The following is a 22,510-nucleotide window of genomic DNA, read 5'->3' as shown; positions in this document are numbered from 1 at the left end:
GCCGCCCGGGGGGGCCCCCCCCGCGCCCCGGGGCCCCCCCCCCCCCCGGGGGCCCCCCCCCCGGGGGGGGGGGGGGCCCCCACCCGGGGGTGGGCCTCCTCTCCCCTGTGGAGGAGGCCCACGCTCCGGTCACCAGCCGCCGGTGCCGATCTCGGTGCGGGAGCTCAGGCCGCTGCCGGTGCCCTTGTAGAGGTAGAGCTTGCCGGTCTGGCCCGGGTCGGAGTCGACGGCCGCGAGGTCGCCGATGCCGTCACCGGTGAAGTCCGCACCCGCGTAGTCGGATATCCCGTTCCAGCCGCCGGTGCCGATCTCCACCCGGTCCCCCAGGCCACGCCCCGTGCCCGGGTACAGCCAGAGCTTGCCGGTGGACTTCTCGGTGGCGACGATGTCGTCCTTGCCGTCCTTGTTCATGTCCCCCGGACTGACGATCTTGTTCATCCCGTTCCAGCCGCCGGACCCGATCTCCACCCGCTTGCCGAGGGCGCCGCCGAGGCCGGGGTACAGCCACAGCTTCCCGGTGGAGTTCTCGCTCGCCACGACGTCGGCCACGCCGTCGCCGTTGAAGTCGCCCACGGCGGTGTTGTTCATCCCGTTCCAGCCACCGCTGCCGAGCTCGATCCGGCCTTCGACGCCGTGGCCGTTGCCCGGGTACAGCCAGAGCTTGCCGGTGGACTTCTCGGTGGCGACGATGTCGTCCCCGCCGTCGCCGTTGAGGTCGCCCACGGCCAGGTTGCTCATGCCGTTCCAGCCGCCGGAGCCGATCATCACCCGGCTCCCCAGTGCCCCCGTGCCGGTGCCCGGGTAGGAGAACAGCTTGCCGGTGGACACCTCGACGGCCACCAGGTCCTTCTTGCCGTCGCCGTTGAAGTCACCCGCCGTCAGGTTGGTCATCCCCGGGTCGGACGGCCCCGCCGGGTACGGGTCCGCGTGGTCGGTGGAGAGCCCGGTGCCGGGGCTGCAGGTCCACGCGCCGGCCCCCTGGTCGGCGAGGATCTTCTCGGCGATCAGGATCTGTTCCTTCTTGGTCGCCTGGTGCGGGTAGGCCGCGTACTGGGTGCCGCCGTAGTGCCGCCAGTTGGCCTCGTTGATCTGCAGGCCGCCGTAGTAGCCGTTCCCGGTGTTGATGGACCAGTTGCCGCTGCTCTCGCAGGCGGCCACCTTGTCCCAGGTGCTGACGGAGGCGGCGCCGGCGGTTCCGGCGGTTGCGGCGACGACGAGGGGTGCGAGGCTCAGTGCGAGGACGGCGGTGCTCCTGCGCACGCGGGACCGTGCGGGCGTACGGGTCTGTGCGGACATGGGTGTTCTCCCCCTGGAGGTGGTGCAGAGCAAGTGGGTTCGGGACGGTGCCGCGGCCTACCAGCCGCCGGAGCCGATCTCGGTGCGGGAGCTCAGCCCGCTGCCGGTGCCCTTGTAGAGGTAGAGCTTCCCGGTCTCGCCCGGGTCGGAGTCCACGGCCGCGAGGTCGCCGATGCCGTCACCGGTGAAGTCCGCACCCGCGTAGTCGGAGATCCCGTTCCAACCACCCGTGCCGATCTCCACCCGGTCCCCCAGACCGCGCCCCGTCCCCGGGTACAGCCACAGCTTGCCCGTCGACGTCTCGGTGGCGACCAGGTCGTCCTTCCCGTCCTTGTTCATGTCCCCCGGGCTGACGATCTTGTTCATCCCGTTCCAGCCACCGGAACCGATCTCCACCCGGCTGCCCAGACCACTGCCCGTCCCCGGGTACAGCCACAGCTTCCCCGTCGAGTTCTCACTGGCCACGACGTCGTCCTTGCCGTCACCGTTGAAGTCACCCACCGCGGTGTTGTTCATCCCGTTCCAGCCACCGGACCCGATCTCCACCCGGTCACCCACACCGCTGCCCGTCCCCGGGTACAGCCACAACTTGCCCGTCGACTTCTCCGTCGCCACGATGTCGTCCCGACCGTCCCGGTTCAGGTCGCCCACCGCCAGGTTGCTCATCCCGTTCCAGCCACCGGAACCGATCATCACCCGGCTCCCCAACGTCCCCGTCCCCGTCCCGGGGTAGGAGAACAGCTTGCCGGTGGACACCTCGACGGCCACCAGGTCCTTCTTGCCGTTCCCGTTGAAGTCACCCGCCGTCAGGTTGGTCATCCCCGGGTCGGAGGGCCCGTCCTCGCGGATGGACTTGTTGCGGACCGGAACGTAGGTGCCGTAGCCGGGGTAGTAGGGGTAGGGGATCTCGCGGTAGTGGACGCCGCTGCCGGTGAACTCGTAGCCCATGTAGTGGCTGGAGTCGGTCCACTTCTCGAACAGCACGACGTGGCCGTTGGCGCCGCTGTTGTCGTTGAGCAGCGCGTCGCCGGGCTTGAGGTCGCCCTTGCCGATCTGCTCGGTGACGCCGCGCGGGCCGAAGGTGTCGGTGGTCAGCGAGTCGTCGAGCTTCCAGGCCATCGAGACGTAGCCGGAGCAGTCGGTGCGGTACCCGTTGTGCGAGCCGGTCCAGCTGTAGTCGAGGCCGATGCCGACCCAGGTCTTGGCGCGCCGGATGGCCTCGCTGCGGGTGACGGCCGGGGCCAGGACGGACGCGGCCGCCGACGAGGCCCCGGCGGCGGGCGCCTGGGCGGCCCCGACCGGCTGGCCCGCGCCACCGTACTCGCCGCCCGCGACGGCGGTGACGGCGGTGGCGGCGGGATCGGCGGCGAGCGCGGTGCCGCCCTGGACGACCAGGCCGAGGGAGAGCGAGCCGGCCAGCCCGAGGGCGACGGCGGACGTGCGGAGATAGGCCTTGCGGGACATGGATGCTCCTGGAAGTGGCATGCGGAGGACCGGCGCGGCGCGCAGGCGCCCGGATCACCGGAAGAAGGAACGCCGGGGTGAGTCCGGCGGGAAGGAACGCCGAAGAGGCCCCGGCAGGAAGCAACGCCGGAAGGACTCCGGCGCGAAGCAGCGCCGGAAGGACTCCGGCAGGAAGGAATGCCGGAGCGGCTCCGGCAGGATGCGGACGGCCGTCAGCCGGCGACGGTGACGCGCCAGGCCCGGAAGGCCGGGGAGCGCGAGAGCGCGGCGGAACAGAGGGCCAACGAGTGGGCGGGGGCGCGGTCGCCACTTCCGCCGCTGGTGAAGACGACGAGGTCGATGGAGTCCTGACGGGCTCTCGACTGGACGTGCTCCAGGCCGGCGCCGGGATCGGCGTGGGCCCAGAGCACGTCCTTCAGGACGTGGGCGTCGGCGTCGCTGGCCGGTCGCCGGTCGGGGCTGGTGAGCGTCAGGCGGACGATGTGCATCGGGTCGGGTTCGAGCGGCCGTCGCCGGCGGCGGCGGTCACTTCTTGTTGTCCCAGCTGATGCTGCCCGGGTCACCCAGGCCGGGCTTGCCCTGGCCGCCCGAGCCCGCCCCACCCGTGCCGAGGTCGCCCGTGCCGGGGTCGCTCGCCGCGGACACGCCCGCCACGGTGTCCGGTGCGGCGGCGACGGCGGTGACGGCCGGCAGGGCGAGCGTGGCCACGACTGCCGCGGCCGCGAGGACGCCGGGAACGCGAGCGGAGATCCGCATGGAGAACAACCCCCTGGTTGCTGGTCGGTCGGTTCGTCGGGACGGACGGCTCTGGTTCCCGTCGTCCCGCCCGGCCCGGGGCTCGGCGCCCCTGCGGCTCGGTGATCCATATCCTGCAGGCCCGACCAGCGGGCCGGAAGGCCTTTCCCGCGACAGCATCAGGCCTGGCAGCATCGCGCCACGACCGGCGCCCCCGGTCCGGCGCCCCCGGTCCGTCGGCCCCGGCCCGGCAGCCCCTGCCGCCCCACCGATGCACCGTCAGATCTCCTTGCACACACATGAGTGAACTGTGAGAATCGCGCAGACGGCCTTGACACCACCTGGCCGCGCGCATCGGCGAATCCGGGGGGAATCGTGCTCGAAGTGCTGGGACTGGACCCGGCGGCGGAGGCCGTCTACGCGGCCCTGCTGGTCGAGCCCGGGTGCGGGGTCGCCGACCTCTGCCGCCGCCTGCGGCTCTCGGAGACGGCCGCGCGGGAGGCCCTCGACCGGCTCGCGGACCTGACGCTGCTGCGCCCCTCCCAGGAGGTCGACGGCGCGCTGCGCCCGGTCAGCCCGGCGGTCGGCCTGGAGGCCGTCATCCGCCGCCAGGAGGACGACCTCGCCCGCCGCCAGCAGGAGTTGGCCGCCAGCAAGGCCGCCGTGGCCCGGGCCGTCGCCGCCTACGCCGACCTGATGCCCAACACCACCTCGGAGGCGACCGAGCGGCTGGTCGGGATGGACGCGATCCAGGCCAGGCTCGAGACGCTGGCGCGCGGCCTGCGGGAGGAGTTCCTCGCCGCCATCTCGGGCGGGGCGCAGTCCCAGGCCAGCATGGACGCCGCCCGTCCGCTCGACCGGGACGCGCTGGAGCGCGGGGTCGCCATGCGGACGCTGTACCAGGACAGCGTCCGCAACGACCAGGCCACCCACGCGTACGCCCAGTGGCTGACCGGGCTGGGCGGCCAGGTGCGGACGGCTCCCCTGCTGCCGCCGCGGCTGCTGGTCTTCGACCGGCACACCGCCGTCGTCCCGATCGACCCGACCCGGACGAGGCTGGGGGCGCTCTGCACCAGCGAGCCCGGGCTGGTCGCCTCGCTGGTCGCCCTGTTCGAGCAGGCCTGGTCCACGGCCGTGCCGCTCGGCGCCGACCAGCCCACCCATCACGACACCGGCCTCACCCCGGCCGAACGCGACCTGCTCCGGCTGCTCGGGACGGGTCTGACGGACGAGGGCGCCGGCAAGCGGCTCGGCATCTCGGTGCGCACCGTGCGCCGCCAGATGTCCGCCCTGATGGAGCGGCTCGACGCCGCCAGCCGCTTCGAGGCCGGGCTGAAGGCGGCGCAGCGGGGCTGGCTGTAGCCGCCCGCGGGGACCCCGCCCCGCCCGAGCCGCCGAATCCGCGAGGTCAGCCGTGTCCCGGCTGCGGATGTCAGTGGTCGGGTGCAGACTCGCAGGTGGCCGGGAAGGGGGCGTGTGCGCGTCCTCGGGGGGCCGTTCCGGTCACTTCTCCGTCGAAGGGGCACCACCTCATGCTCACCACCGACTTTCCCGCCGGCGCACCCTGCTGGATCGACCTCGGCAGCCCGGACGTGGCGGCCACCGCCGAGTTCTACGGCAAGGTGTTCGGCTGGACGTTCGAGTCCGCCGGTCCGGAGACGGGCGGTTACGGGTTCCTCCAGCTGAACGGCAGGACGGTCGCGGCGGTCGGCCCGCTGCAGGACCAGGGCGCCAGGTCCGCGTGGACGACGTACTTCCACACCCCGGACGCGGACGCCACCGTGAAGGCCGTCGAGCAGGCCGGCGGCACGGTGCGGGTGCCGGCGATGGACGTGATGACGGCCGGTCGGATGGCGCAGCTGACGGACCCGCAGGGCGCCGAGTTCGCGGTCTGGCAGCCGGGTGACGTCCGCGGCCTGGACGTGGTGTCGGAGGACGCCACGCTGGTCTGGTCGGAGCTGCACAGCGCCGACCCGGAGGCCGGCTTCGGCTTCTACCGGGCGCTGTTCGGCTGGCGGGTGGAGAACTTCGAGCCGTCGCCGGGCATGAACTACCGGGTGCTCTCCACGGCCGACGGCGACCAGCAGGCCACCAGCTTCGGCGGCATCGCGCCGGTCATGTCCGCGGAGCAGCCGTCCGCGTGGACGCCGTACTTCGCCGCGGACGACGTGGACGCGGTGATCGCGAGGGCGACGGCGGCCGGCGGCTCGGTGATGATGCCGGCCGAGGACGTGCCGAACGTGGGCCGTCTCGCCTGGCTGGCGGACCCGAACGGCGCCCCGTTCGCGCTGATCAAGGGTGAGCCCCGGCAGTCCTGAGCCCCGGCAGTCCTGAGCCCGGCAGTCCTGGACCCCGGCAGGACCCCGGAGCCCCGCCCCCACCCCGACGCCCGCCGACGACCGCACACACCGAGGGCCCGCCGCACCGGCACCACTCCGGCACGACGGGCCCTCGGGCCTGCCTCAGCGCACCGGGTGCCCGGCCTCGCGCAGCGCGTTCTTGACCTCGCCGATCCGCAGGTCGCCGAAGTGGAAGACGCTGGCGGCGAGCACCGCGTCGGCGCCCGCCTCGACGGCCGGCGCGAAGTCGGCGAGCCGGCCGGCGCCGCCGGAGGCGATGACGGGCACCGAGACGGCCTTGCGGACGGCCCGGATCATCTCCAGGTCGTAGCCGTCCTTGGTGCCGTCGGCGTCCATGGAGTTCAGCAGGATCTCGCCGGCGCCGAGCTCGGCGGCGCGGCCGGCCCATTCGACGGCGTCGAGGCCGGTGCCGCGGCGGCCGCCGTGGGTGGTGACCTCGTAGCCGGAGGCGGTCTCGGTGCCGGGCGGGCAGCGCCGGGCGTCGACGGAGAGCACCAGGACCTGCCGGCCGAAGCGCTGGGCGATCTCGCGGACGAGCTCCGGACGGGCGATGGCGGCGGTGTTGACGCCGACCTTGTCCGCACCGGCCCGCAGCAGCTTGTCGACGTCCTCGACGGCACGGATGCCGCCGCCGACGGTGAGCGGGATGAAGACCTGCTCGGCGGTGCGGCGGACCACGTCGTAGGTGGTCTCCCGGTCCCCGGAGGAGGCGGTGATGTCGAGGAAGGTCAACTCGTCGGCGCCCTCGGCGTCGTAGAGCTTGGCCATCTCCACCGGGTCACCGGCGTCGCGCAGGTTCTGGAAGTTGACGCCCTTGACCACCCGCCCGGCGTCGACGTCCAGGCAGGGGATGACACGTACGGCGAGGGTCACGGCTGTTTGCCTTCCAGGGTCTTTGCCAGCCCGGTGCGGTGGGCGTCGAGCTCGACCTCGACCATCATCCGGGAGTCGATCAGGCCCTCGACCACCACCATGGTGGCCACCGGGCGGGCGGCGTCGAAGAGTTCGCGGTGGGCGCGGCCCACCTCGTCGGCGTCGCGGACGTGGGTGATGTACATCCGGGTGCGGACCACGTCGTCCGCCGTCAGACCGTACGCGGCGAGGGCCTGCAGCCCGACGCCGAACGCGGCGAGGGTCTGCCGGTACGGGTCGCCCTCGTGCTCGATCCGGCCGTCCACCCAGGCGGTGGTGCCGGCCACGTGCACGTAATCCCCGGCGGCGACGGCCCGCGAGTAGCCGAAGGCGTCCTCCCAGGGGGAGCATCCGGCGACCCTGCCGCGTACGATCCGACGTTCCGTCATCCTGAAACCGCCTCCAGGGCCTCTTCGAGGGTGAACTTCTGCTCGTAGAGTGCCTTGCCCACGATGGCGCCCTCGACACCCTCGCCGACCAGGCCGGCGATGGCGCGCAGGTCGTCCAGGGAGGAGACGCCGCCGGAGGCGACGACCGGGCGGTCGGTGGCGGCGCAGACGTCGCGCAGCAGCTGCAGGTTGGGGCCGGTCAGGGTGCCGTCCCGGTTGACGTCGGTGACGACGTAGCGGGCGCAGCCCTCCTGGTCGAGCCGGGCGAGGACGTCGAAGAGCTCGCCGCCGTCGCGGGTCCAGCCGCGGCCGCGCAGGGTGGTGCCGACGACGTCCAGGCCGACGGCGATCTTGTCGCCGTGCTCGGCGATGGCCTTGGCGACCCACTCGGGGGCCTCCAGGGCGGCGGTGCCGAGGTTGACGCGGGTGCAGCCGGTGGCGAGCGCGTTGGCGAGCGACTCGTCGTCGCGGATGCCGCCGGACAGCTCGACCTTGATGTCGAGACGGCCGGTGACCTCCTTCAGCAGCGCGTAGTTGGTGCCGGTGCCGAAGGCGGCGTCGAGGTCCACCAGGTGCAGCCACTCGGCGCCGGCGTTCTGCCAGGCGAGGGCGGCGGCCAGCGGCTCGCCGAAGGAGGTCTCGGTGCCGGAGGCGCCCTTGACCAGGCGGACGGCCTGGCCGTCGCGGACGTCGACGGCGGGAAGCAGTTCGAGGCTCATTGTCAGGACTCTTCTGTCGTCAGAGGGTCGTCAGAGGGTGTCGACCCAGTTGGTCAGGAGGGCGGCGCCGGCGTCGCCGGACTTCTCGGGGTGGAACTGGGTGGCCCAGAGCGGGCCGTTCTCGACGGCCGCGACGAACGGCTGTCCGTGCGTGGCCCAGGTGACGAGCGGGGCGTTGATCCGCTCGCTGTGGATCTCCAGCTCCCAGTGCCGCACCCCGTAGGAGTGGACGAAGTAGAAGCGGGTCTGCGGGTCCAGGCCGGCGAACATCCGGCTGCCGGCGGGCGCGTCCACGGTGTTCCAGCCCATGTGCGGGACGACGGGGGCGTCCAGCGGCTCGACGGTGCCGGGCCACTCGTCGCAGCCGGCGGTCTCGACGCCGTGTTCGACGCCCCGCTCGAAGAGGATCTGCATGCCGACGCAGATGCCCATGACGGGGCGGCCCCCGGCGAGGCGGCGCCCGACGATCCAGTCGCCGCGGACGGACTTCAGGCCGCGCATGCAGGCCTCGAAGGCGCCGACGCCGGGGACGAGCAGGCCGTCCGCGTTCATCGCGGCGTCGTAGTCGGAGGTGACGGTGACGTCCGCTCCGGTCCGTTCGAGCGCGCGCTGCGCCGAGCGGAGGTTGCCCGATCCGTAGTCGAGGACGACGACGTTCTTGCCCATGTTCAGGTGTCCAGTCTCTCTGCGTGTCCGGAGGGCGGCGTGCCTACAGGCGCATGGCGCCGGCGGCCAGGCACATCACCGAGCCGAGCGCGAGCACCAGGATGACGCCCTTGGGCAGCTTCTGCTTCCAGAACGAGATCACGCCGCCGGCCAGGAAGAGGCCGACGAACAGGAGGGCGACGGCGGTCTTGCTCACAGGGCCCCCTTGGTGGACGGGAGGATGCCGGCCGCGCGCACGTCGCGCTCGGAGGCGTAGCGCAGGGCCCGGGCCAGGGCCTTGAACTGGCACTCCACGATGTGGTGGGCGTTGCGCCCGTACGGGACGTGGACGTGCAGGGCTATCTGCGCCTGGGCGACGAAGGACTCCAGGATGTGGCGGGTCATCGTGGTGTCGTAGCTGCCGATCATCGGCGCCATGTTCTCGGGCTCGGTGTGCACCAGGTAGGGCCGGCCGGACAGGTCGACGGTGACCTGGGCGAGCGACTCGTCCAGCGGCACCGTGCAGTTGCCGAAGCGGTAGATGCCGACCTTGTCGCCGAGGGCCTGCTTGAAGGCGGCACCGAGCGCGAGGGCGGTGTCCTCGATGGTGTGGTGGGTGTCGATGTGCAGGTCGCCGTCGGTCTTGACGGTGAGGTCGAACAGACCGTGGCGGCCGAGCTGGTCGAGCATGTGGTCGTAGAACCCGACGCCCGTCGAGATGTCGGTCCTTCCGGTGCCGTCGAGATCGATCTCGACCAGGACCGAGGTCTCCTTCGTGGTGCGCTCAACGCGTCCGATGCGGGACATTCGGGGTTACAGCTCCTGACTGGCTGCGCGCGCGGAGCGCGCACGATCAAGGGTGGGGGCGGGAGACTGGACGGCCTTGGCGACGGCCTCCAGGAAGGCGTCGTTCTCGGCCGGGGTGCCGGCGGTGACGCGCAGCCACCCGGGAACGCCGTTGTCGCGGACCAGGACGCCCTGGTCGAGGATGGCCTGCCAGACCGCGTGGGTGTCGGCGAAGCGGCCGAACTGGACGAAGTTGGCGTCCGAGTCGGTGACCTCCAGGCCGAGGCCGCGCAGCGCGTCCACCAGCCGGTCGCGTTCGGCCTTGAGCCGGCCGACGTAGCCGAGCAGGGTGTCGGTGTGTTCCAGGCAGGCCAGCGCGGTGGCCTGGGTGACGGCCGACAGGTGGTAGGGCAGGCGGACCAGCTGGACGGCGTCCACCACCGCGGCGTCGGCGGCCAGGTAGCCCAGGCGCAGCCCGGCCGCGCCGAAGGCCTTGGACATGGTGCGGGTGACGACCAGGTTGGGGCGGCCCTCGATCAGAGGCAGCAGCGAGGCCCGGTGCGAGAACTCGACGTACGCCTCGTCGACGACGACCAGGCTGGGCCGGGCGGCCTGCGCGGCCTCGTAGAGCCGCAGCACGGTGTCGGCGGCGACGGCGGTGCCGGTCGGGTTGTTCGGCGAGCAGACGAAGACCACGTTGGGCCGGTGCTCGGCGATCGCGGCGACGGCGGCGTCCACGTCGATGGTGAAGTCGTCGTTGCGCGGGCCGGAGGTCCAGGCGGTGCCGGTGCCCCGGGAGATCAGCGCGTGCATCGAGTAGGAGGGCTCGAAGCCGAGTGCGCTGCGGCCGGGGCCGCCGAAGGTCTGCAGCAGCTGCTGGAGCACCTCGTTGGAGCCGTTGGCGGCCCAGACCTGCTCGCGGGCGACGGTGAACCCGGTGGTGCGGCCGAGGTAGGCGGCGAGCCCTTCGCGCAGTTCGACCGCGTCCCGGTCGGGGTAGCGGTTGAGGTCGCGGGCGGCCTCGGCGACGCGCTCGGCGATCCGGGCGACCAGCTCCTCGGGCAGCCGGTACGGGTTCTCGTTGGTGTTCAGCTGGACGGGCACGTCGAGCTGCGGTGCGCCGTACGGGGACTGTCCGCGCAGTTCGTCGCGGATGGGGAGGTCGTCGATGGCGGTCACGAGCCGGGTACCGTCCAATCGAAGCGGGCCTTGATGGCGTCGCCGTGACCGGGCAGGTCCTCGGCGTCGGCGAGGTTGACGACGTGCGCGGCGACGTCCGCGAGCGCGTCCCGGTCGTACTCGACGACCTGGACGCCGCGCAGGAAGGTCTGGACGGACAGGCCGGCCGAGTGGCAGGCGCAGCCGCCGGTGGGCAGCACGTGGTTGGAGCCGGCCGCGTAGTCGCCCAGCGAGACCGGGGTCCAGCGGCCGATGAAGACGGCGCCGGCGTTGACGACCCGGTCGGCGACCGCGTGCGGGTCCCGGGTCTGGATCTCCAGGTGCTCGGCCGCGTAGGCGTTGACGACGGCGAGGCCCTGGTCCAGGTCGTCGACCAGGATGATGCCGGACTGCTTGCCGCCGAGCGCCTCGGCGACCCGCTCGGCGTGCTTGGTCCGGGCGACCTGCTCGGCCAGCTCGGCCTCGACCGCGTCGGCCAGCGCCACCGAGTCGGTGACCAGCACCGAGCCGGAGGTCGGGCCGTGCTCGGCCTGGCTGATCAGGTCGGCGGCCACGTCGGAGGCCAGCGCGCTGTCGTCGGCGAGGACGGCGATCTCGGTCGGGCCGGCCTCCGAGTCGATGCCGATCCGGCCGGCGAAGAGGCGCTTGGCGGCGGCCACGTAGATGTTGCCGGGGCCGGTGACCATGGTGACGGGGGCGCACTCCTCGGTGCCCAGCGCGAACATCGCGACGGCCTGGGCGCCGCCGACCGCGTAGACCTCGTCCACGCCGAGCAGTGCGCAGGCCGCCAGGATCGTCGGGTGCACCCGGCCGCCGAACTCGCGCTGCGGCGGGGAGGTGACGGCGATGGCGCGCACGCCGGCCTCCTGGGCCGGGACGACGTTCATCACCACGGAGGACGGGTAGACCGCCAGGCCGCCCGGCACGTACAGGCCGACCCGCTCCACCGGCACCCACCGCTGGGTGACGGTGCCGCCGGGCACCACCTGCGTGGTGTGCCCGGTGCGGCGCTGGTCGGCGTGCACGGTGCGGGCCCGGCGGATGGACTCCTCCAGGGCGGCCCGCACCTTCGGGTCCAGCGTCTCCAGGGCCTCGGCCAGCTGCCCGGCCGGGACGCGGGTGGACTCCAGCCGGACGCCGTCGAAGCGTTCGGTGATCTCGATGACGGCCGCGACCCCGCGATGGCGTACGTCCTCGGCGATCGGTCGCACCTTCTCCAGGGCGGCCGCGACGTCGAACTCGGCACGGGGCAGCAGGTCACGCGGGTCGTCCAGCGAGCCGCGGAGGTCGATTCGAGAGATCACGCCACCCAGTGTAAGGAGTGGCCGGAATCGCTGGTCCCGTATTTCAGTCCGTGATACGAAAGGCGAGACGACCGGGGGGACGGGGGAAACCATGGCGGAGCACGCTCCGGAGGGCTGGACCGACACCGAGCAGGAGCTCTGGGAGGCCTTCCGCCAGGGTGACGTGTACGACCGGCGGTGCGGGGTCCACGCCACCGACGACCCCTTCGGCGACGCCGTCTGGGGCGCCGGGCGCACCGTCCGGGCCGAGGTCCTCGCCCACCTGCTGCTGGCCGGCCCGGCCGCCGCGCCGGGCCGGGTGTCCTCGCTGCGGATGACGGGCGTGCGGGTGACCGGGGCGCTCAACCTGGCGGGCGGCGCCATCCGCCAGTACGTCGAGCTGCGCGAGTGCCGCTTCGAGCAGAAGATCCTGATCTCCGAGGCGGAGGCCAGCACCCTGCGCTTCGTCGACTGCCTGGCCCCGCGGATGGAGGCCTCCCGGCTGGCCACCACCGGGGACCTCCACCTGGCCCGGTGCCGAATACGCGAGGGCGTCCGGCTGACGGACGCCAGGATCGGCACCGACCTGCTGCTCAACCAGACGTGGCTCGGCTGCGACCGCTTCGGCCGCGCGCTCTCCGCCGACGGCATGACCGTCCACCAGGACTTCGAGGCCGACCGGATCGAGGTCCACGGCGAGCTGAGCCTGCGCACCGCCCGGATCGGCGGCCGGCTCTCGCTGCGCGGCGCCCAGCTGCACGCCGTCCCGGACAACCGCATCTGCCTCAACGCCGTCCGCATCACCGTCGGCCACACCTGCTACCTGACCAGCTCCCTCGACGGCGGCTGGTTCGGCTCCCGCAGCTACTACGGCTCCGGCTACGGGCAGACGCCGCCGCCCGACGCACCGGGCCTGCCGTTCCGCGCCCACGGCCAGGTCCGGCTCTCCGACGCCCGCTTCGACGGCGCCTGCCTGATCTCCGGGGAATTCCACCTGGAGGGTGACGACGAGCTGTCGCTGCGCCGCATCCACACCCCCGAGTTGCGGTTCACCTGCCGGATGCGCCCCACCGGCACCGTCTCGCTCTCCCGGGCCCGGGTCGGCAACCTGGTCGACGACCCGGACGCCTGGCCGCTCGGCCGGCACCTCGGCCTCAACGGTTTCGTCTACGAGAACCTGCGCCCGGCCGCGCCCTTCACCGTCCAGCAGCGGATCGCCTGGCTGGAGGGGTCCACCACCGAGTTCCAGCCGGAGTCCTACGAGCAGCTCGCCGCCGCGCTGCGCCGCGACGGCGCCGACGACGACGCCCGCGAGGTGCTCTACGCCAAGCAGCGCCGCCGCCGCCGGACCCTGCCGCTGCCGGCCCGGATCTGGGGCCTGGTCCAGGACGTCGGCGTCGGCTACGGTTACCGGCCCGGCCGGGCGGGCCTGTGGCTGCTGCTCGCCTGGGCGCTCGGCAGCGTCTGGTTCGCCACCCACCGGTTGGCCCCGCTGAAGGCCGACGAGAGCCCGCACTGGAACCCGGTGCTGTACACGCTGAGCCAGCTGGTCCCCGTCGTCGACCTCGGCCAGCAGGGCTGGAACCCGGGCGGCCTCAGCCAGTACGTCTCGGCGGGGCTGGTCATCGTGGGCTGGTTGCTGGCCACCACGGTCGTCGCCGGCGCCTCGCGGATGCTCCAGCGGGGATAGCGGGTGCTCGGGCGGGGGTGGCGGACGCTCCGGCGGGGGGTGGCGGACGCTCCGGCGGGGCCGACCGCGGGGCGCCGGGGGCGTGCGGGGAACTACGCTGTCCGCCGTGACAGAACGGCTGCCGCTCTTCCCGCTGAACAACGTGCTCTACCCGGGCCTCGTGCTGCCCCTGAACGTCTTCGAGGAGCGCTACCGCCGTCTCGTCGCCGACCTGCTCGAACTCCCGGCCGACACCCCGCGCCGCTTCGGCGTGCTCGCCATCAAGGACGGCCGGGAGGTCGCCCCGGTCCGCCCGGGGGACGGCCCGGCGGGGCCGCTGGACGGCCTGGGCACCGTCACCGGGGATCCGCTGGAGGCGGTCTTCCCCGTCGGCTGCGTCGCCGACGTCGCCTCCGTCCAGGAGCAGCCGGACGGCCGGTACGAGCTGCTGGTCACCGGCACGACCCGGTTCCGGCTCCGCTCGGTGGACGTCTCCGGCCCGTACCTGACCGGCGAGGCCGAGCTGGTCGAGGAGGCCCCCGGCGAGGGCTCCGGCGCGCTCGCGGCCGAGGTGGAGCGGGCCTTCCGGGTCTACCAGAAGCGCCTCGCCGGCGCCCGCGAGGCGAGCACCGTCGGCCGCCAGGAGCTCCCCGACGACCCGCAGGTGCTGTCCTACCTGGTCGCCGCGGCCTCGGTGTTCGAGACCCCGGTCAAGCAGCAGCTGCTGGCCTGCCCGGACACCGCCCAGCGGCTGCGCGCCGAACTCGACCTGCTGCGCCGGGAGACCTCGGTGCTCAGCTGGCTGCCGTCGCTGCCCGCGGTCGACCTCACCCGCCAGTCCTTCAGCCCCAACTAGCACAGCCCCGACGACCCAGGGATCCCGTGATGGCGAGGAAAGCGAAGAAGGGCGGGCAGGGAACGCCCGCGACCGTGGTTCTGGAGGGCGCCGCGGTCCCGTTCACCGTGCACGCCTACGAGCACGACCCGGCCGCAGCCTCCTACGGCGGCGAGGCCGCCGAGGCGCTGGGCGTGACCGCCGAGCGGGTCTTCAAGACCCTGGTCGCCGACGTGGACGGCGTGCTCACCGTCGGCGTGGTCCCGGTGGCCGGGCAGCTCGACCTCAAGGCCCTGGCCGCCGCCGTCGGCGGCAAGCGCGCCGCGATGGCCGATCCGGCGGCCGCCGAGCGCAGCAGCGGCTACGTCCGCGGCGGCATCTCCCCGCTGGGCCAGCGCCGCCCGCTGCGCACCGTGGTCGACGACAGCGCCCTCGCCCACCCGACCGTCTACGTCTCGGCGGGCCGCCGCGGTCTGGAGGTCGAGCTCGCCCCCGCCGACCTGGTGGCACTGACGGGGGCCGCCACCGCCGCGATCGCCCGCTGAGCCCGGCGGGAACCCCCCACCGGGCCGCCGCGGCCCGGCGTCGACACAAGCCCTACGCCCGGTCCTCCGGCCCCGTGGTGCCGCCGCCCGGGAAACCGCCCGCCGGCCCCTGCGGCTGCCCGTACGGCTGTCCCTGCGGCTGCCCGGGGTACGGCTCCGGGTGCTGCCCCTGCGGCTGCTGTCCGTGCGGGGCCGGCCCGGCCCAGTACGGCGGCGGGTCCTCCTCCCGCTTCCCGAAGGCCGCCGAGAGCGCCAGCAGCACCACCATGGCCGCCATCGGCCAGGCCAGCAGCGCCCCCATCGCCCCCAGGTCGATGCCCGCGTCGAAGTGTCCGCCGTTGCCGACCCGGCGGGCCTCGCCGATCAGGTTGTCGCTGGGCCCGAGCCACCGCCCCAGCCGCCAGGCGCCGACGGAGCCGAGCAGCCCGCCGATCACGAGCCCGAGGGTGACCCCGATGCCGCCGCCGCGCCGCCGGGTGACGAGGAAGGCCCCGAGCGCGGTGAGGATGCCGGCGCCGAGCCCGGCGAGCACGAAGACGGCGTCGGCGCCGGCCCGCTGCTCGCCCTCCGGGTCGGCGTAGAGGATCCGGTCACCGTCCACGACCAGCGGCACCTTGGGCGCCAGCCAGGCCCACACGCCGGCCATGACCAGCCCGACCAGGATGCAGACGAGCACGGTGCCCGCGCCGATCCGCAGTTCCGGCAGCAGCCGTTCCATGAGCCGGGGCCCCGCGGGGGGCTCCGCGGCCGGTCCGGCCGGGGGCTCCTGGGTCCCGGCGTCCGGGGCCGGCGGCGCGAACGGGTCGGGGGTGGCGCCCGGCACCGCGTCCACGTCGGCGCGGGTGGGATCCGGAGGTGTGTTCGGTACGGTCACGGGCCCCATCGTTTCACGACGGCTGCTCCGGCGGGCCCTGCACCCGCTCCCCCGGGGCCGGGGAGGGCCGGGCGGGGCGGCCCGTGCCCGGCGGTGTTCAGCGGGCGACGGCGCGCCGGTAGGCCCAGGTGGCGACCGCCAGGGAGACCACGCCGACGCCCGCGCAGACCGCCAGGTCGCCCGCGACCAGCGCCCAGTCGGGGTCCGGGGTGAAGGTCCGGGCGAAGGCCTCGACGCCGTACGTGGACGGCAGCAGGTCGCGCAGCCACAGCACCGGCTGCGGCAGGTGGTCGACGGGCAGCACGCCGAGCAGCAGCGCCGCCGACATGCCGAGCTGCCCGAGCATGGTGGCGATCTCCTGCCGGGGCGCGAGCAGCCCGCAGGCGGCGCCGAGCCCGGACAGGGCGGCCCCGGCGAGCGGGACGACGGCGAGCAGCACCCAGATCTGCCCGAGCGGCAGCCCGAACATCACCGCGCCGACGACGGCGGTGGCGACGGTCCCGGGCAGCGTGAAGGAGGCGTAGGCGGCGGCCGCGCCGAGGACCACGGAGGCGGCGGGCACCGGCAGGGTGGCGTAGTGGTCGAGGCCGCCGGTGGCCCGCAGCCGGCCGAAGTACTGGGCGAGCAGGTTGAGCGCGACGAAGGCGACGACGAGCACGCTGGAGCCGGCCACCACGGACCGCGCCTCGGAGGTCTGCCCGGCGTCCACCACGCCGCGCATCATCACCAGGATGCCGACGGACTGGAAGGTGGCGACGAACAGCAGCGGGATCCGCGCGACCTTGGCCCGGGCGAGCTGGGCCCGGTAGACGGCGGCGAGGGCGGGCAGCAGGCGGGCCGCCGGGGCGAGCGGGGCGGGGGTACCGTCCGCGGCGGGGGCGGCGGCCTGGGGCGGCACGGAGAGCAGGGTCACTTGGCCAGTCCTCCGTGGCGGCCGCCGAGCTCGAGGTAGGCGTCCTCGAGGCTCGGGGTGGCGAGGGTGAAGTCGTCGAGGGCGGCGAAGGCCGGGCCGGTGGTGACGGCGGCGACCAGTTCGCGGGCCTGTTCGGGGGTGGTGCGGATGGTCCAGCGGCGGCCCGCGCGTTCGGCCCGGCCGGCGAGTTCGGCGACGGCGGGGACGGCGAGCGGCGCCTCGTCCCGCCAGACCAGGTCGAGCCGGACGTGCCCGTCGACGAGGGCCTTGAGGCCGCCGGGGGTGTCGCAGGCGATGATCCGTCCGTCGTCGACGACGGCGACCCGGTCGAGCACGGTCTCCGCCTCGATGACGTTGTGGGTGACGAGCAGCACGGTCGCACCGCGTTCGCCGCGGCGCCGGTCGACGGCGCTCCAGACGGCCCGCCGGGCGACGGGGTCCATGCCGGTGGTGGGTTCGTCGAGGACGAGCAGCGGCCGGTCGCCGACGAGGGCGGCGGCGAAGCAGGCGAGCCGGCGCTGGCCGCCGGAGAGCTTGGCGAGCGGGCGCCGGGCGATCGGTTCGAGGCCGAGTTCGGTGAGCACGTCGGCGGCCTCGGCGCGGGCCCGGGTCCGGGTAAGGCCGCGCAGGCGCCCGGTGGTCTCGGCGGCGAGGGCGACGGTCAGCTCGTCGAGGGCGCTGGACTCCTGGCCGAGGTAGCCGAGCAGCCGGGCGGCCCGTTCGGGGTGGCGGACGACGTCGTGGCCGAGGAGTTCGATGCTGCCGGAGTCGGGGCGCAGCAGTCCGGTGAGCTGCCGGACGAGGGTGGACTTGCCGGCGCCGTTGGGCCCGAGCAGTCCGAAGATCTCGCCCTGCCGGACGGTGAGGCTGATCCCGTCGTTGGCCCGGATCTCGGTGGCGGCGTCGCCGCGGCCGGTGCGGTAGGTCCTGACCAGGTCGCGCACGGCGACGCACGGCGGGGTGTCGTGGGGTGCTCGCCCGGCCGTCTCGTTCACGACCGGAGACTCTACGCGCTCACACGGGCGAACCGGACAAGGGGGCCGGATCACCACGGCCCCGGAAGGGCCCCGGGAGCCGGGTCCGGCTGCCGCGGGAACCTCCCCGGACCCGGCGGGCACGCGCAGGACGGGCCCGCCGGACGGACCTGCCGGGGCTCCCTAGTCGTCCACGACCATCGATCCGCCGGGGACCCGGGCGGCGAGCTCCTTCCAGAACCCGGCCCGGATGGCGTAGCGGTCGTGTTCGTCGATCTGGTCGTCCTTGTGCGCGAGCAGGCCGAAGCGGGCGGCGTAGCGGAGCAGTTCGCCGTCCACCCGGTGCGGGATGCGCGGGTAGTCGGGCCACAGCACGGTGAGCCGTTCGACGTCGCCGAGGCGGTCGCTCCAGCGGCGGGCGAAGACCTGGCCGACTTCGTGGGCGTCGCCCCCGATGGTGGTGATGTCCTCCTCGCGGTCGGCCCAGCGCTGTTCGGAGGTGGTGAGCTGGGCGAGGGTGGGGAGGCTGTCGCCGGCGGTGACGGCGGGTTCCGGGGTGGGCCGGTCGACCCACCCGCGGTCGGAGGACCAGCGCAGGACGGGCCCGGTCGGCCCGTGCGCGTGCCCGTTGGCGTGCCCGTTGGCCGGGCCGTTGGCCACCGCGGGCGCGTGCCCGTTGGCCGGGCCGTGGGCGGCCGGGTGCCCGAGCGGGCCGTGCCCGTTGACGGCGTGGGCGCCGGGGGTGGCGGCGACGCGCCCGGCGAGGTCCTTGGGGGTGGGGACGACCTTGAGCGCCGCGGGGGGCTGGGGCCGCCCGTCGGCGGCCGGGGCTCCGGCGGGGGTGCCGGCCGGGCCGGCGGTGGCGGAGGCCGGGGCGGCGGGGGCCACCGCTGCGGGCACCCCGGCGGGCAGCGGGGCCGGCAGGGGCGCGGCGGCGGGCGGGGCGGCGAGGATCTTGGCGATCTCCTGCCGGGCACCGGGCGCGGGGAAGACGGTGGCACTCTCGCGGAGGCTGAAGGAGCCCTCGATCCACTCCCGGTCGAGGACGCGCCGTTCGTCGGCCTCGCCGACCAGGTCCTCGGACTGGTTGAAGTCGCCGTCGGCGGCCTGCAGGGCCCACAGGTGGACGACCACGCCGTGTTCCTTGGCGGACATCATGCCGGGCAGCAGGTCGCCGTCGCCGGTGATCAGCACGACGTCGGCGCAGGCCCGGTTGCGGGCGAGTTCGGAGAGTTCGGCGTGCATGGCGGCGTCGACGCCCTTCTGCACCCAGCGGCCCTCGGCCCGGGTGAGGGCGCCGAGCCGGACGGTGACCCGGGGCAGGACGCGCAGCCGGCGGTGTTCGGGCATCGGGCGGCGGTCGGGGGCGGCGTCGAACCAGTAGATCCGCAGCAGCGGCAGCCCGGTCTCGGCCTCGGCGCGTTCGCGCAGCGCGGTGATCAGCGCGGTGTGGTCGACGGTGACCCGGGAGCGGGACGGGTCGCCGGCGAGCAGGCTGGCCGCGGCACCCAGCAGGTATCCCGCGTCCACCAGGACGACACAGCGGTCCATCGCACACCTCTTTCCGCTCGCCCTCGGGGTCAGGCCGGGTGGGCGCGGTCCGCCCGGGGTGCGGGCGCGGGGTGAGGGGCCCCCGATGGCCGCCCGATCGTTGGGTCACCTTTTCCCCCCGGTCGGCGCGCCGAACCTCGGAGGATGTCGCGGTACCGCAACAGCCGCCGACGGAAACGCGAGGGCGGGCCCCGTTCAACGACGGGGCCCGCCCGAGGTCACTCCGCGGGGCGAGGCCGGGCCCGGCACGCCGGCCGGTGCGCGGCCCGGTGCGGGCCCGGCACCCGGGCCCGGCGCCCGGGTTTCGGCGCCCGGGTTTCGGCGGCGGGGTCAGGCCTTGAGCTCGGCGGCGACCAGCTCGGCGATCTGGACGGCGTTGAGGGCCGCGCCCTTGCGCAGGTTGTCGTTGGACAGGAACAGCGAGAGGCCGTGGTCGACGGTCTCGTCGGCCCGGATGCGGCCGACGTAGCTCGGGTCCTTGCCGGCGGCCTGGAGCGGGGTGGGGATCTCGGAGAGCTCGACGCCGGGGGCGCCGGTGAGCAGCTCGACGGCGCGCTCGGGGCTGATCGGGCGCTCGAAGCGGGCGTTGATCTGCAGCGAGTGGCCCGAGAAGACGGGGACGCGCACGCAGGTGCCGGCGACCTTGAGGTCCGGGATGCCGAGGATCTTGCGGCTCTCGTGGCGGAGCTTCTGCTCCTCGTCGGTCTCGTTGGAGCCGTCCTCGACGATGGAGCCGGCCAGCGGCACCACGTTGAAGGCGATCGGGCGCCGGTAGACCTTGGGCTCGGGGAACTCGACCGCGCTGCCGTCGTGGGCGAGGGCGGCGGCGCCGTCGACGACCTTGGCGGCCTGGTCCTGCAGCTCGGCGACGCCGGCCACGCCGCTGCCGGAGACGGCCTGGTAGGTGGAGACGACGAGCGCGGCGAGGCCGGCCTCCTCGTGCAGCGGGCGCAGCACGGGCATGGCGGCCATGGTGGTGCAGTTCGGGTTGGCGATGATGCCCTTGGGGCGGTCGGCGACGGCCTGCGGGTTGACCTCGGAGACGACCAGCGGGACGTCGGGGTCGCGGCGCCAGGCGGAGGAGTTGTCGATGACGACGGCGCCGGAGGCGGCGACCTTGGGGGCGAGGGCCTTGGAGGTGGCGCCGCCGGCGGAGAAGATCACGATGTCCAGGCCGGTGTAGTCGGCCGTGGCGGCGTCCTCGACGGTGACCTCGGTGCCCTGCCACGGCAGGGTGCGTCCGGCCGAGCGGGCCGAGGCGAACAGCCGCAGCTGCTCCACCGGGCCGATTCCGCCCGGGCGCCCCGCGCGCTCCGCAAGGATCTCGCGGACCACGCCGCCGACCTGGCCGGTGGCTCCGACAATGCCGATCTTCATTCCGACTACTCCTCTGGATGGTGCTGTTCACAGCCGCACTCCGCCCATCATGCCTTGTCATGCGGGTGGGGCCACCTGGTATTCCACGGTGTGAGAGGGGACGGTCCGACCGATCAGTGGTCCAGACCACTGACCAGTGCCAGCGCCGTGTCCACCTCCGCCCGCCCGGCCGGCAGCAGCGGCAGCCGGACGTCCGGGGTGGGGATCCGGCCCTGGGCGTGCAGCACGCCCTTGGTCACCGCCGGGTTGGGTGCGGCGAAGGCCGCCAGCGCCAGCCCGGTGAGCCGGTGCCCGAGCTCCCGGGCCCGGGCGGCGTCCCCGGCCCGCCAGGCGGCCGCCAGCTCGACGAACCGGGCGGTGGCCAGGTGGGCCGAGGCGAGGATGCCGCCCGCCGCGCCGAGCGCCAGCAGCGGCGAGAGGAAGGCGTCCTCCCCCGTCAGCACGGCGAAGCCGTCCGGGGCGGCGGCGAGCAGCTGCACGGCCGCCTCGTCCAGCCCGCCGGTCGCGTACTTGACCCCGACCACGCCGTCGATCGCCGCGATCTCCAGCAGGGCCGCGCCGGACAGCTGCTGCCCGGTGCGGTACGGGATGTGGTAGACGACCAGCGGCAGCGGGCTGCCCGCGGCCAGCGCGCGGAAGTGCGCGACGGTGCCGGCCTCGCCGGCCCGCACGAAGCCGGGGACGGTGACCAGCGCGGCCGCCGCCTGCGGCACCCGCTCGCGGATGGCGGCCACCGCCTCGGCGGTGGCACGGGTGTCGCCGCCGTGCGCGCCGACGGTCAGCGTCGCCCCGTGCGCGGCGCAGGCGGCCGCGGCCACGTCGATCACCGCCCAGCGCTCCTCCTCGGTCAGCGCGGCGGGCTCGCCGGTGGTGCCGAGGGCGACGAGGCCGGCCGCGCCGGCGGTCAGCAGCTCGTCCGCGAGTGCGGCCAGCGCGTCCAGCGCGACCGAGCCGTCCGCGGCGAAGGGCGTGATCAGGGGGACGTGGATGCCGGTGAGTTCCATGGTCACGATCCTGCGGCCGGCCGATCGCCCGGGTCCAGTTCACGTTCGTGATGCTTCTCGTAAGCTGAGCCGATGCTCGACGTCCGACGCCTGCGCCTGCTGCGCGAACTCGCCCACCTCGGCACCATCGCCGCCGTCGCCGAGGCGCTGTCCTTCAGCCCGTCGGCGGTGTCCCAGCAGCTGTCCGTGCTGGAGCGGGAGGCGGGTGTCCCCCTGCTGGAGCGCACCGGGCGGCGGGTCACCCTCACCCCGGCGGGGCGCAACCTCGTCCGGCACGCCGAGGCGGTGCTCGCCCTGCTGGAGCAGGCCGGTGCCGAACTCGCGCACGCCCGGCAGGGGTTGGCCGGGCCGCTGCGGATCGGCACCTACCCGTCGGCGGCCCGGGCGGTCATCCCCGGTGTCCTCGCCGAACTGGCCGGCTGGCACCCCGGCCTGGAGCCGATGGTCACCGAGGTGGATCCGGCGGCCGTCGGGGCGGCGCTGCGCGCCGGCGAGCTGGACGTCGCCCTGGTCCACGAGTACGACCTCGTCCCGGCCGATCCGGAGCCGGGCCTGGCGGTGACCCGCCCGGTGTTCACCGAGCCGATGTACCTGGCGGCCCGGGCGCCCGGCACGGTCGCCGAGCAGCGCGGCGCGCCCTGGATCGTGTCCCCGCCGGGCACGCTCTGCCACAGCATGGCGGTGCGGGCCTGCGAGTCCGCCGGGTTCGCGCCCAGGATCCGGCACCGGATCGACGACTTCGCGACGGTCCTGGCCCTGGTGGCGGCCGGCCAGGGCGTCGCCCTGGTGCCGCACCTGGGCACCGCGCAGCCCCCGCCCGGGGTGGTCCTCACCCGGCTGCCGATGTACCGGCGCACCCGCGCCGCCTTCCGGGCGGGCGCCGGCTCCCACCCGGCGATCTCGGCCTTCGTCTCGGCCCTGCACGCGGCCGTCCCGGCGGGCCTGGGCGGCTGGTCCTGAGCCGGGCCCGTCCCACCCGCGGAACGGGCCCGGGGCACCC

At 74.4% G+C, this 22,510-nt stretch carries 24 protein-coding genes; 6 read left to right on the top strand and 18 right to left on the bottom strand.

The genetic code is table 11. The annotated features are described in order from the left end of the window. Positions 1-129: 129 nt before the first annotated feature. The 4 genes from ACIA8Q_RS19150 to ACIA8Q_RS19135 all read right to left on the bottom strand — a co-directional run bounded on the left by ACIA8Q_RS19150 (position 130) and on the right by ACIA8Q_RS19135 (position 3,516). Positions 130-1,296 (bottom strand): FG-GAP-like repeat-containing protein, encoded by a 1,167-nt coding sequence (locus ACIA8Q_RS19150; protein ID WP_396317477.1) that lies wholly within the window; start codon positions 1,294-1,296, stop codon positions 130-132. A gap of 57 nt (positions 1,297-1,353) precedes the next feature. Next, on the bottom strand, positions 1,354-2,760 hold the full coding sequence (locus ACIA8Q_RS19145; protein WP_360207189.1) for a VCBS repeat-containing protein: 1,407 nt from the start codon (positions 2,758-2,760) through the stop codon (positions 1,354-1,356). Between the two features lie 212 nt (positions 2,761-2,972). Continuing rightward, positions 2,973-3,248, bottom strand: coding sequence for a hypothetical protein (locus ACIA8Q_RS19140; protein ID WP_360207192.1), 276 nt, complete (start codon positions 3,246-3,248; stop codon positions 2,973-2,975). Between the two features lie 37 nt (positions 3,249-3,285). Further along, on the bottom strand, positions 3,286-3,516 hold the full coding sequence (locus ACIA8Q_RS19135) for a hypothetical protein (RefSeq protein ID WP_360207195.1): 231 nt from the start codon (positions 3,514-3,516) through the stop codon (positions 3,286-3,288). A gap of 354 nt (positions 3,517-3,870) precedes the next feature. Here ACIA8Q_RS19135 and ACIA8Q_RS19130 point away from each other — a divergent pair, with 354 nt between their 5' ends. Beyond that, positions 3,871-4,857, top strand: a complete 987-nt coding sequence (locus tag ACIA8Q_RS19130) for a LuxR C-terminal-related transcriptional regulator (RefSeq protein WP_360207198.1) — start codon at positions 3,871-3,873, stop codon at positions 4,855-4,857. A gap of 170 nt (positions 4,858-5,027) precedes the next feature. Further along, a complete protein-coding gene (locus ACIA8Q_RS19125; protein WP_396317476.1) occupies positions 5,028-5,813 on the top strand; it encodes a VOC family protein in 786 nt (261 codons plus the stop codon). A 144-nt stretch (positions 5,814-5,957) separates the two neighbouring features. On the opposite strand, the gene hisF is transcribed toward ACIA8Q_RS19125, so the two are convergent. From hisF to hisD, 8 genes are read right to left on the bottom strand one after another with little or no spacing between them, the layout of a single operon-like run. Continuing rightward, complete coding sequence (gene hisF, locus ACIA8Q_RS19120; RefSeq protein ID WP_387898482.1) at positions 5,958-6,728, bottom strand: imidazole glycerol phosphate synthase subunit HisF; 771 nt, start codon at positions 6,726-6,728, stop codon at positions 5,958-5,960. Next, the gene (locus tag ACIA8Q_RS19115; RefSeq protein ID WP_360207206.1) at positions 6,725-7,156 is read right to left on the bottom strand and encodes a RidA family protein; all 432 of its coding nucleotides are present in this window, start codon (positions 7,154-7,156) and stop codon (positions 6,725-6,727) included. Before ACIA8Q_RS19115 ends, hisF begins: the two co-directional genes overlap by 4 nt. Next, complete coding sequence (gene priA, locus ACIA8Q_RS19110) at positions 7,153-7,875, bottom strand: bifunctional 1-(5-phosphoribosyl)-5-((5-phosphoribosylamino)methylideneamino)imidazole-4-carboxamide isomerase/phosphoribosylanthranilate isomerase PriA (RefSeq protein WP_360207208.1); 723 nt, start codon at positions 7,873-7,875, stop codon at positions 7,153-7,155. Before priA ends, ACIA8Q_RS19115 begins: the two co-directional genes overlap by 4 nt. Before the next feature lie 30 nt (positions 7,876-7,905). Continuing rightward, complete coding sequence (gene hisH, locus ACIA8Q_RS19105) at positions 7,906-8,541, bottom strand: imidazole glycerol phosphate synthase subunit HisH (protein ID WP_360207210.1); 636 nt, start codon at positions 8,539-8,541, stop codon at positions 7,906-7,908. A 43-nt stretch (positions 8,542-8,584) separates the two neighbouring features. After that, positions 8,585-8,737 carry a hypothetical protein gene (locus ACIA8Q_RS19100; protein WP_360207213.1) on the bottom strand — a complete coding sequence of 51 codons (153 nt, stop codon included), beginning with the start codon at positions 8,735-8,737 and terminating at the stop codon, positions 8,585-8,587. Beyond that, positions 8,734-9,327: an imidazoleglycerol-phosphate dehydratase HisB gene (gene hisB, locus ACIA8Q_RS19095; RefSeq protein ID WP_360207215.1), complete on the bottom strand. Its 594-nt coding sequence runs from the start codon at positions 9,325-9,327 to the stop codon at positions 8,734-8,736. Before hisB ends, ACIA8Q_RS19100 begins: the two co-directional genes overlap by 4 nt. Positions 9,328-9,333: 6 nt before the next feature. After that, positions 9,334-10,485, bottom strand: a complete 1,152-nt coding sequence (locus ACIA8Q_RS19090) for a histidinol-phosphate transaminase (protein WP_360207218.1) — start codon at positions 10,483-10,485, stop codon at positions 9,334-9,336. Then, on the bottom strand, positions 10,482-11,789 hold the full coding sequence (gene hisD, locus ACIA8Q_RS19085; protein WP_360207221.1) for a histidinol dehydrogenase: 1,308 nt from the start codon (positions 11,787-11,789) through the stop codon (positions 10,482-10,484). The genes ACIA8Q_RS19090 and hisD overlap by 4 nt, the downstream gene beginning before the upstream one ends. 91 nt (positions 11,790-11,880) lie before the next feature. Here hisD and ACIA8Q_RS19080 point away from each other — a divergent pair, with 91 nt between their 5' ends. From ACIA8Q_RS19080 to ybaK, 3 genes are all read left to right on the top strand, one after another. Next, positions 11,881-13,458 (top strand): oxidoreductase, encoded by a 1,578-nt coding sequence (locus ACIA8Q_RS19080; protein ID WP_360207224.1) that lies wholly within the window; start codon positions 11,881-11,883, stop codon positions 13,456-13,458. Positions 13,459-13,564: 106 nt separating this feature from the next. Beyond that, on the top strand, positions 13,565-14,293 hold the full coding sequence (locus ACIA8Q_RS19075) for an LON peptidase substrate-binding domain-containing protein (protein ID WP_360207226.1): 729 nt from the start codon (positions 13,565-13,567) through the stop codon (positions 14,291-14,293). Between the two features lie 29 nt (positions 14,294-14,322). Next, the gene (ybaK, locus tag ACIA8Q_RS19070; RefSeq protein WP_396317475.1) at positions 14,323-14,817 is read left to right on the top strand and encodes a Cys-tRNA(Pro) deacylase; all 495 of its coding nucleotides are present in this window, start codon (positions 14,323-14,325) and stop codon (positions 14,815-14,817) included. Between the two features lie 52 nt (positions 14,818-14,869). Here the strand turns inward: ybaK and ACIA8Q_RS19065 are convergent, their stop codons facing one another. The 6 genes from ACIA8Q_RS19065 to ACIA8Q_RS19040 all read right to left on the bottom strand — a co-directional run bounded on the left by ACIA8Q_RS19065 (position 14,870) and on the right by ACIA8Q_RS19040 (position 21,510). Next, a complete protein-coding gene (locus tag ACIA8Q_RS19065) occupies positions 14,870-15,691 on the bottom strand; it encodes a hypothetical protein (protein ID WP_387898476.1) in 822 nt (273 codons plus the stop codon). 97 nt (positions 15,692-15,788) lie between these two features. Beyond that, positions 15,789-16,604, bottom strand: a complete 816-nt coding sequence (locus ACIA8Q_RS19060) for an ABC transporter permease (protein ID WP_387898474.1) — start codon at positions 16,602-16,604, stop codon at positions 15,789-15,791. After that, positions 16,601-17,599 carry an ABC transporter ATP-binding protein gene (locus tag ACIA8Q_RS19055; protein WP_387898471.1) on the bottom strand — a complete coding sequence of 333 codons (999 nt, stop codon included), beginning with the start codon at positions 17,597-17,599 and terminating at the stop codon, positions 16,601-16,603. Before ACIA8Q_RS19055 ends, ACIA8Q_RS19060 begins: the two co-directional genes overlap by 4 nt. Positions 17,600-17,761: 162 nt before the next feature. Beyond that, positions 17,762-19,129 (bottom strand): NYN domain-containing protein, encoded by a 1,368-nt coding sequence (locus ACIA8Q_RS19050; RefSeq protein WP_387898468.1) that lies wholly within the window; start codon positions 19,127-19,129, stop codon positions 17,762-17,764. Between the two features lie 330 nt (positions 19,130-19,459). Continuing rightward, on the bottom strand, positions 19,460-20,506 hold the full coding sequence (locus tag ACIA8Q_RS19045) for an aspartate-semialdehyde dehydrogenase (RefSeq protein WP_360207244.1): 1,047 nt from the start codon (positions 20,504-20,506) through the stop codon (positions 19,460-19,462). A 113-nt stretch (positions 20,507-20,619) separates the two neighbouring features. Next, positions 20,620-21,510, bottom strand: coding sequence for a dihydrodipicolinate synthase family protein (locus ACIA8Q_RS19040; RefSeq protein WP_360207246.1), 891 nt, complete (start codon positions 21,508-21,510; stop codon positions 20,620-20,622). 72 nt (positions 21,511-21,582) lie between these two features. On the opposite strand from ACIA8Q_RS19040, the gene ACIA8Q_RS19035 reads away from it, so the two are divergent. After that, positions 21,583-22,470 (top strand): LysR family transcriptional regulator, encoded by an 888-nt coding sequence (locus ACIA8Q_RS19035; RefSeq protein WP_360207249.1) that lies wholly within the window; start codon positions 21,583-21,585, stop codon positions 22,468-22,470. Positions 22,471-22,510 lie beyond the last annotated feature (40 nt).

This window comes from Kitasatospora sp. NPDC051705, from assembly GCF_044453265.1.
Classification (GTDB): Bacteria; Actinomycetota; Actinomycetes; order Streptomycetales; family Streptomycetaceae; genus Kitasatospora.
This window is presented reverse-complemented; position numbering and strand designations above follow the sequence as displayed.

Bases quoted from the DNA above. Each gene is read 5' to 3' on its own strand.
- priA (WP_360207208.1), bottom strand. From the start codon at position 7,875: ATGAGCCTCGAACTGCTTCCCGCCGTCGACGTCCGCGACGGCCAGGCC.
- ACIA8Q_RS19150 (WP_396317477.1), bottom strand. From the start codon at position 1,296: ATGTCCGCACAGACCCGTACGCCCGCACGGTCCCGCGTGCGCAGGAGC.
- ACIA8Q_RS19115 (WP_360207206.1), bottom strand. From the start codon at position 7,156: ATGACGGAACGTCGGATCGTACGCGGCAGGGTCGCCGGATGCTCCCCC.
- ACIA8Q_RS19145 (WP_360207189.1), bottom strand. From the start codon at position 2,760: ATGTCCCGCAAGGCCTATCTCCGCACGTCCGCCGTCGCCCTCGGGCTG.
- ACIA8Q_RS19050 (WP_387898468.1), bottom strand. From the start codon at position 19,129: ATGGACCGCTGTGTCGTCCTGGTGGACGCGGGATACCTGCTGGGTGCC.
- ybaK (WP_396317475.1), top strand. From the start codon at position 14,323: ATGGCGAGGAAAGCGAAGAAGGGCGGGCAGGGAACGCCCGCGACCGTG.
- ACIA8Q_RS19080 (WP_360207224.1), top strand. From the start codon at position 11,881: ATGGCGGAGCACGCTCCGGAGGGCTGGACCGACACCGAGCAGGAGCTC.
- ACIA8Q_RS19040 (WP_360207246.1), bottom strand. From the start codon at position 21,510: ATGGAACTCACCGGCATCCACGTCCCCCTGATCACGCCCTTCGCCGCG.
- ACIA8Q_RS19045 (WP_360207244.1), bottom strand. From the start codon at position 20,506: ATGAAGATCGGCATTGTCGGAGCCACCGGCCAGGTCGGCGGCGTGGTC.
- ACIA8Q_RS19125 (WP_396317476.1), top strand. From the start codon at position 5,028: ATGCTCACCACCGACTTTCCCGCCGGCGCACCCTGCTGGATCGACCTC.
- ACIA8Q_RS19140 (WP_360207192.1), bottom strand. From the start codon at position 3,248: ATGCACATCGTCCGCCTGACGCTCACCAGCCCCGACCGGCGACCGGCC.
- hisH (WP_360207210.1), bottom strand. From the start codon at position 8,541: ATGGGCAAGAACGTCGTCGTCCTCGACTACGGATCGGGCAACCTCCGC.
- hisB (WP_360207215.1), bottom strand. From the start codon at position 9,327: ATGTCCCGCATCGGACGCGTTGAGCGCACCACGAAGGAGACCTCGGTC.
- ACIA8Q_RS19135 (WP_360207195.1), bottom strand. From the start codon at position 3,516: ATGCGGATCTCCGCTCGCGTTCCCGGCGTCCTCGCGGCCGCGGCAGTC.
- ACIA8Q_RS19035 (WP_360207249.1), top strand. From the start codon at position 21,583: ATGCTCGACGTCCGACGCCTGCGCCTGCTGCGCGAACTCGCCCACCTC.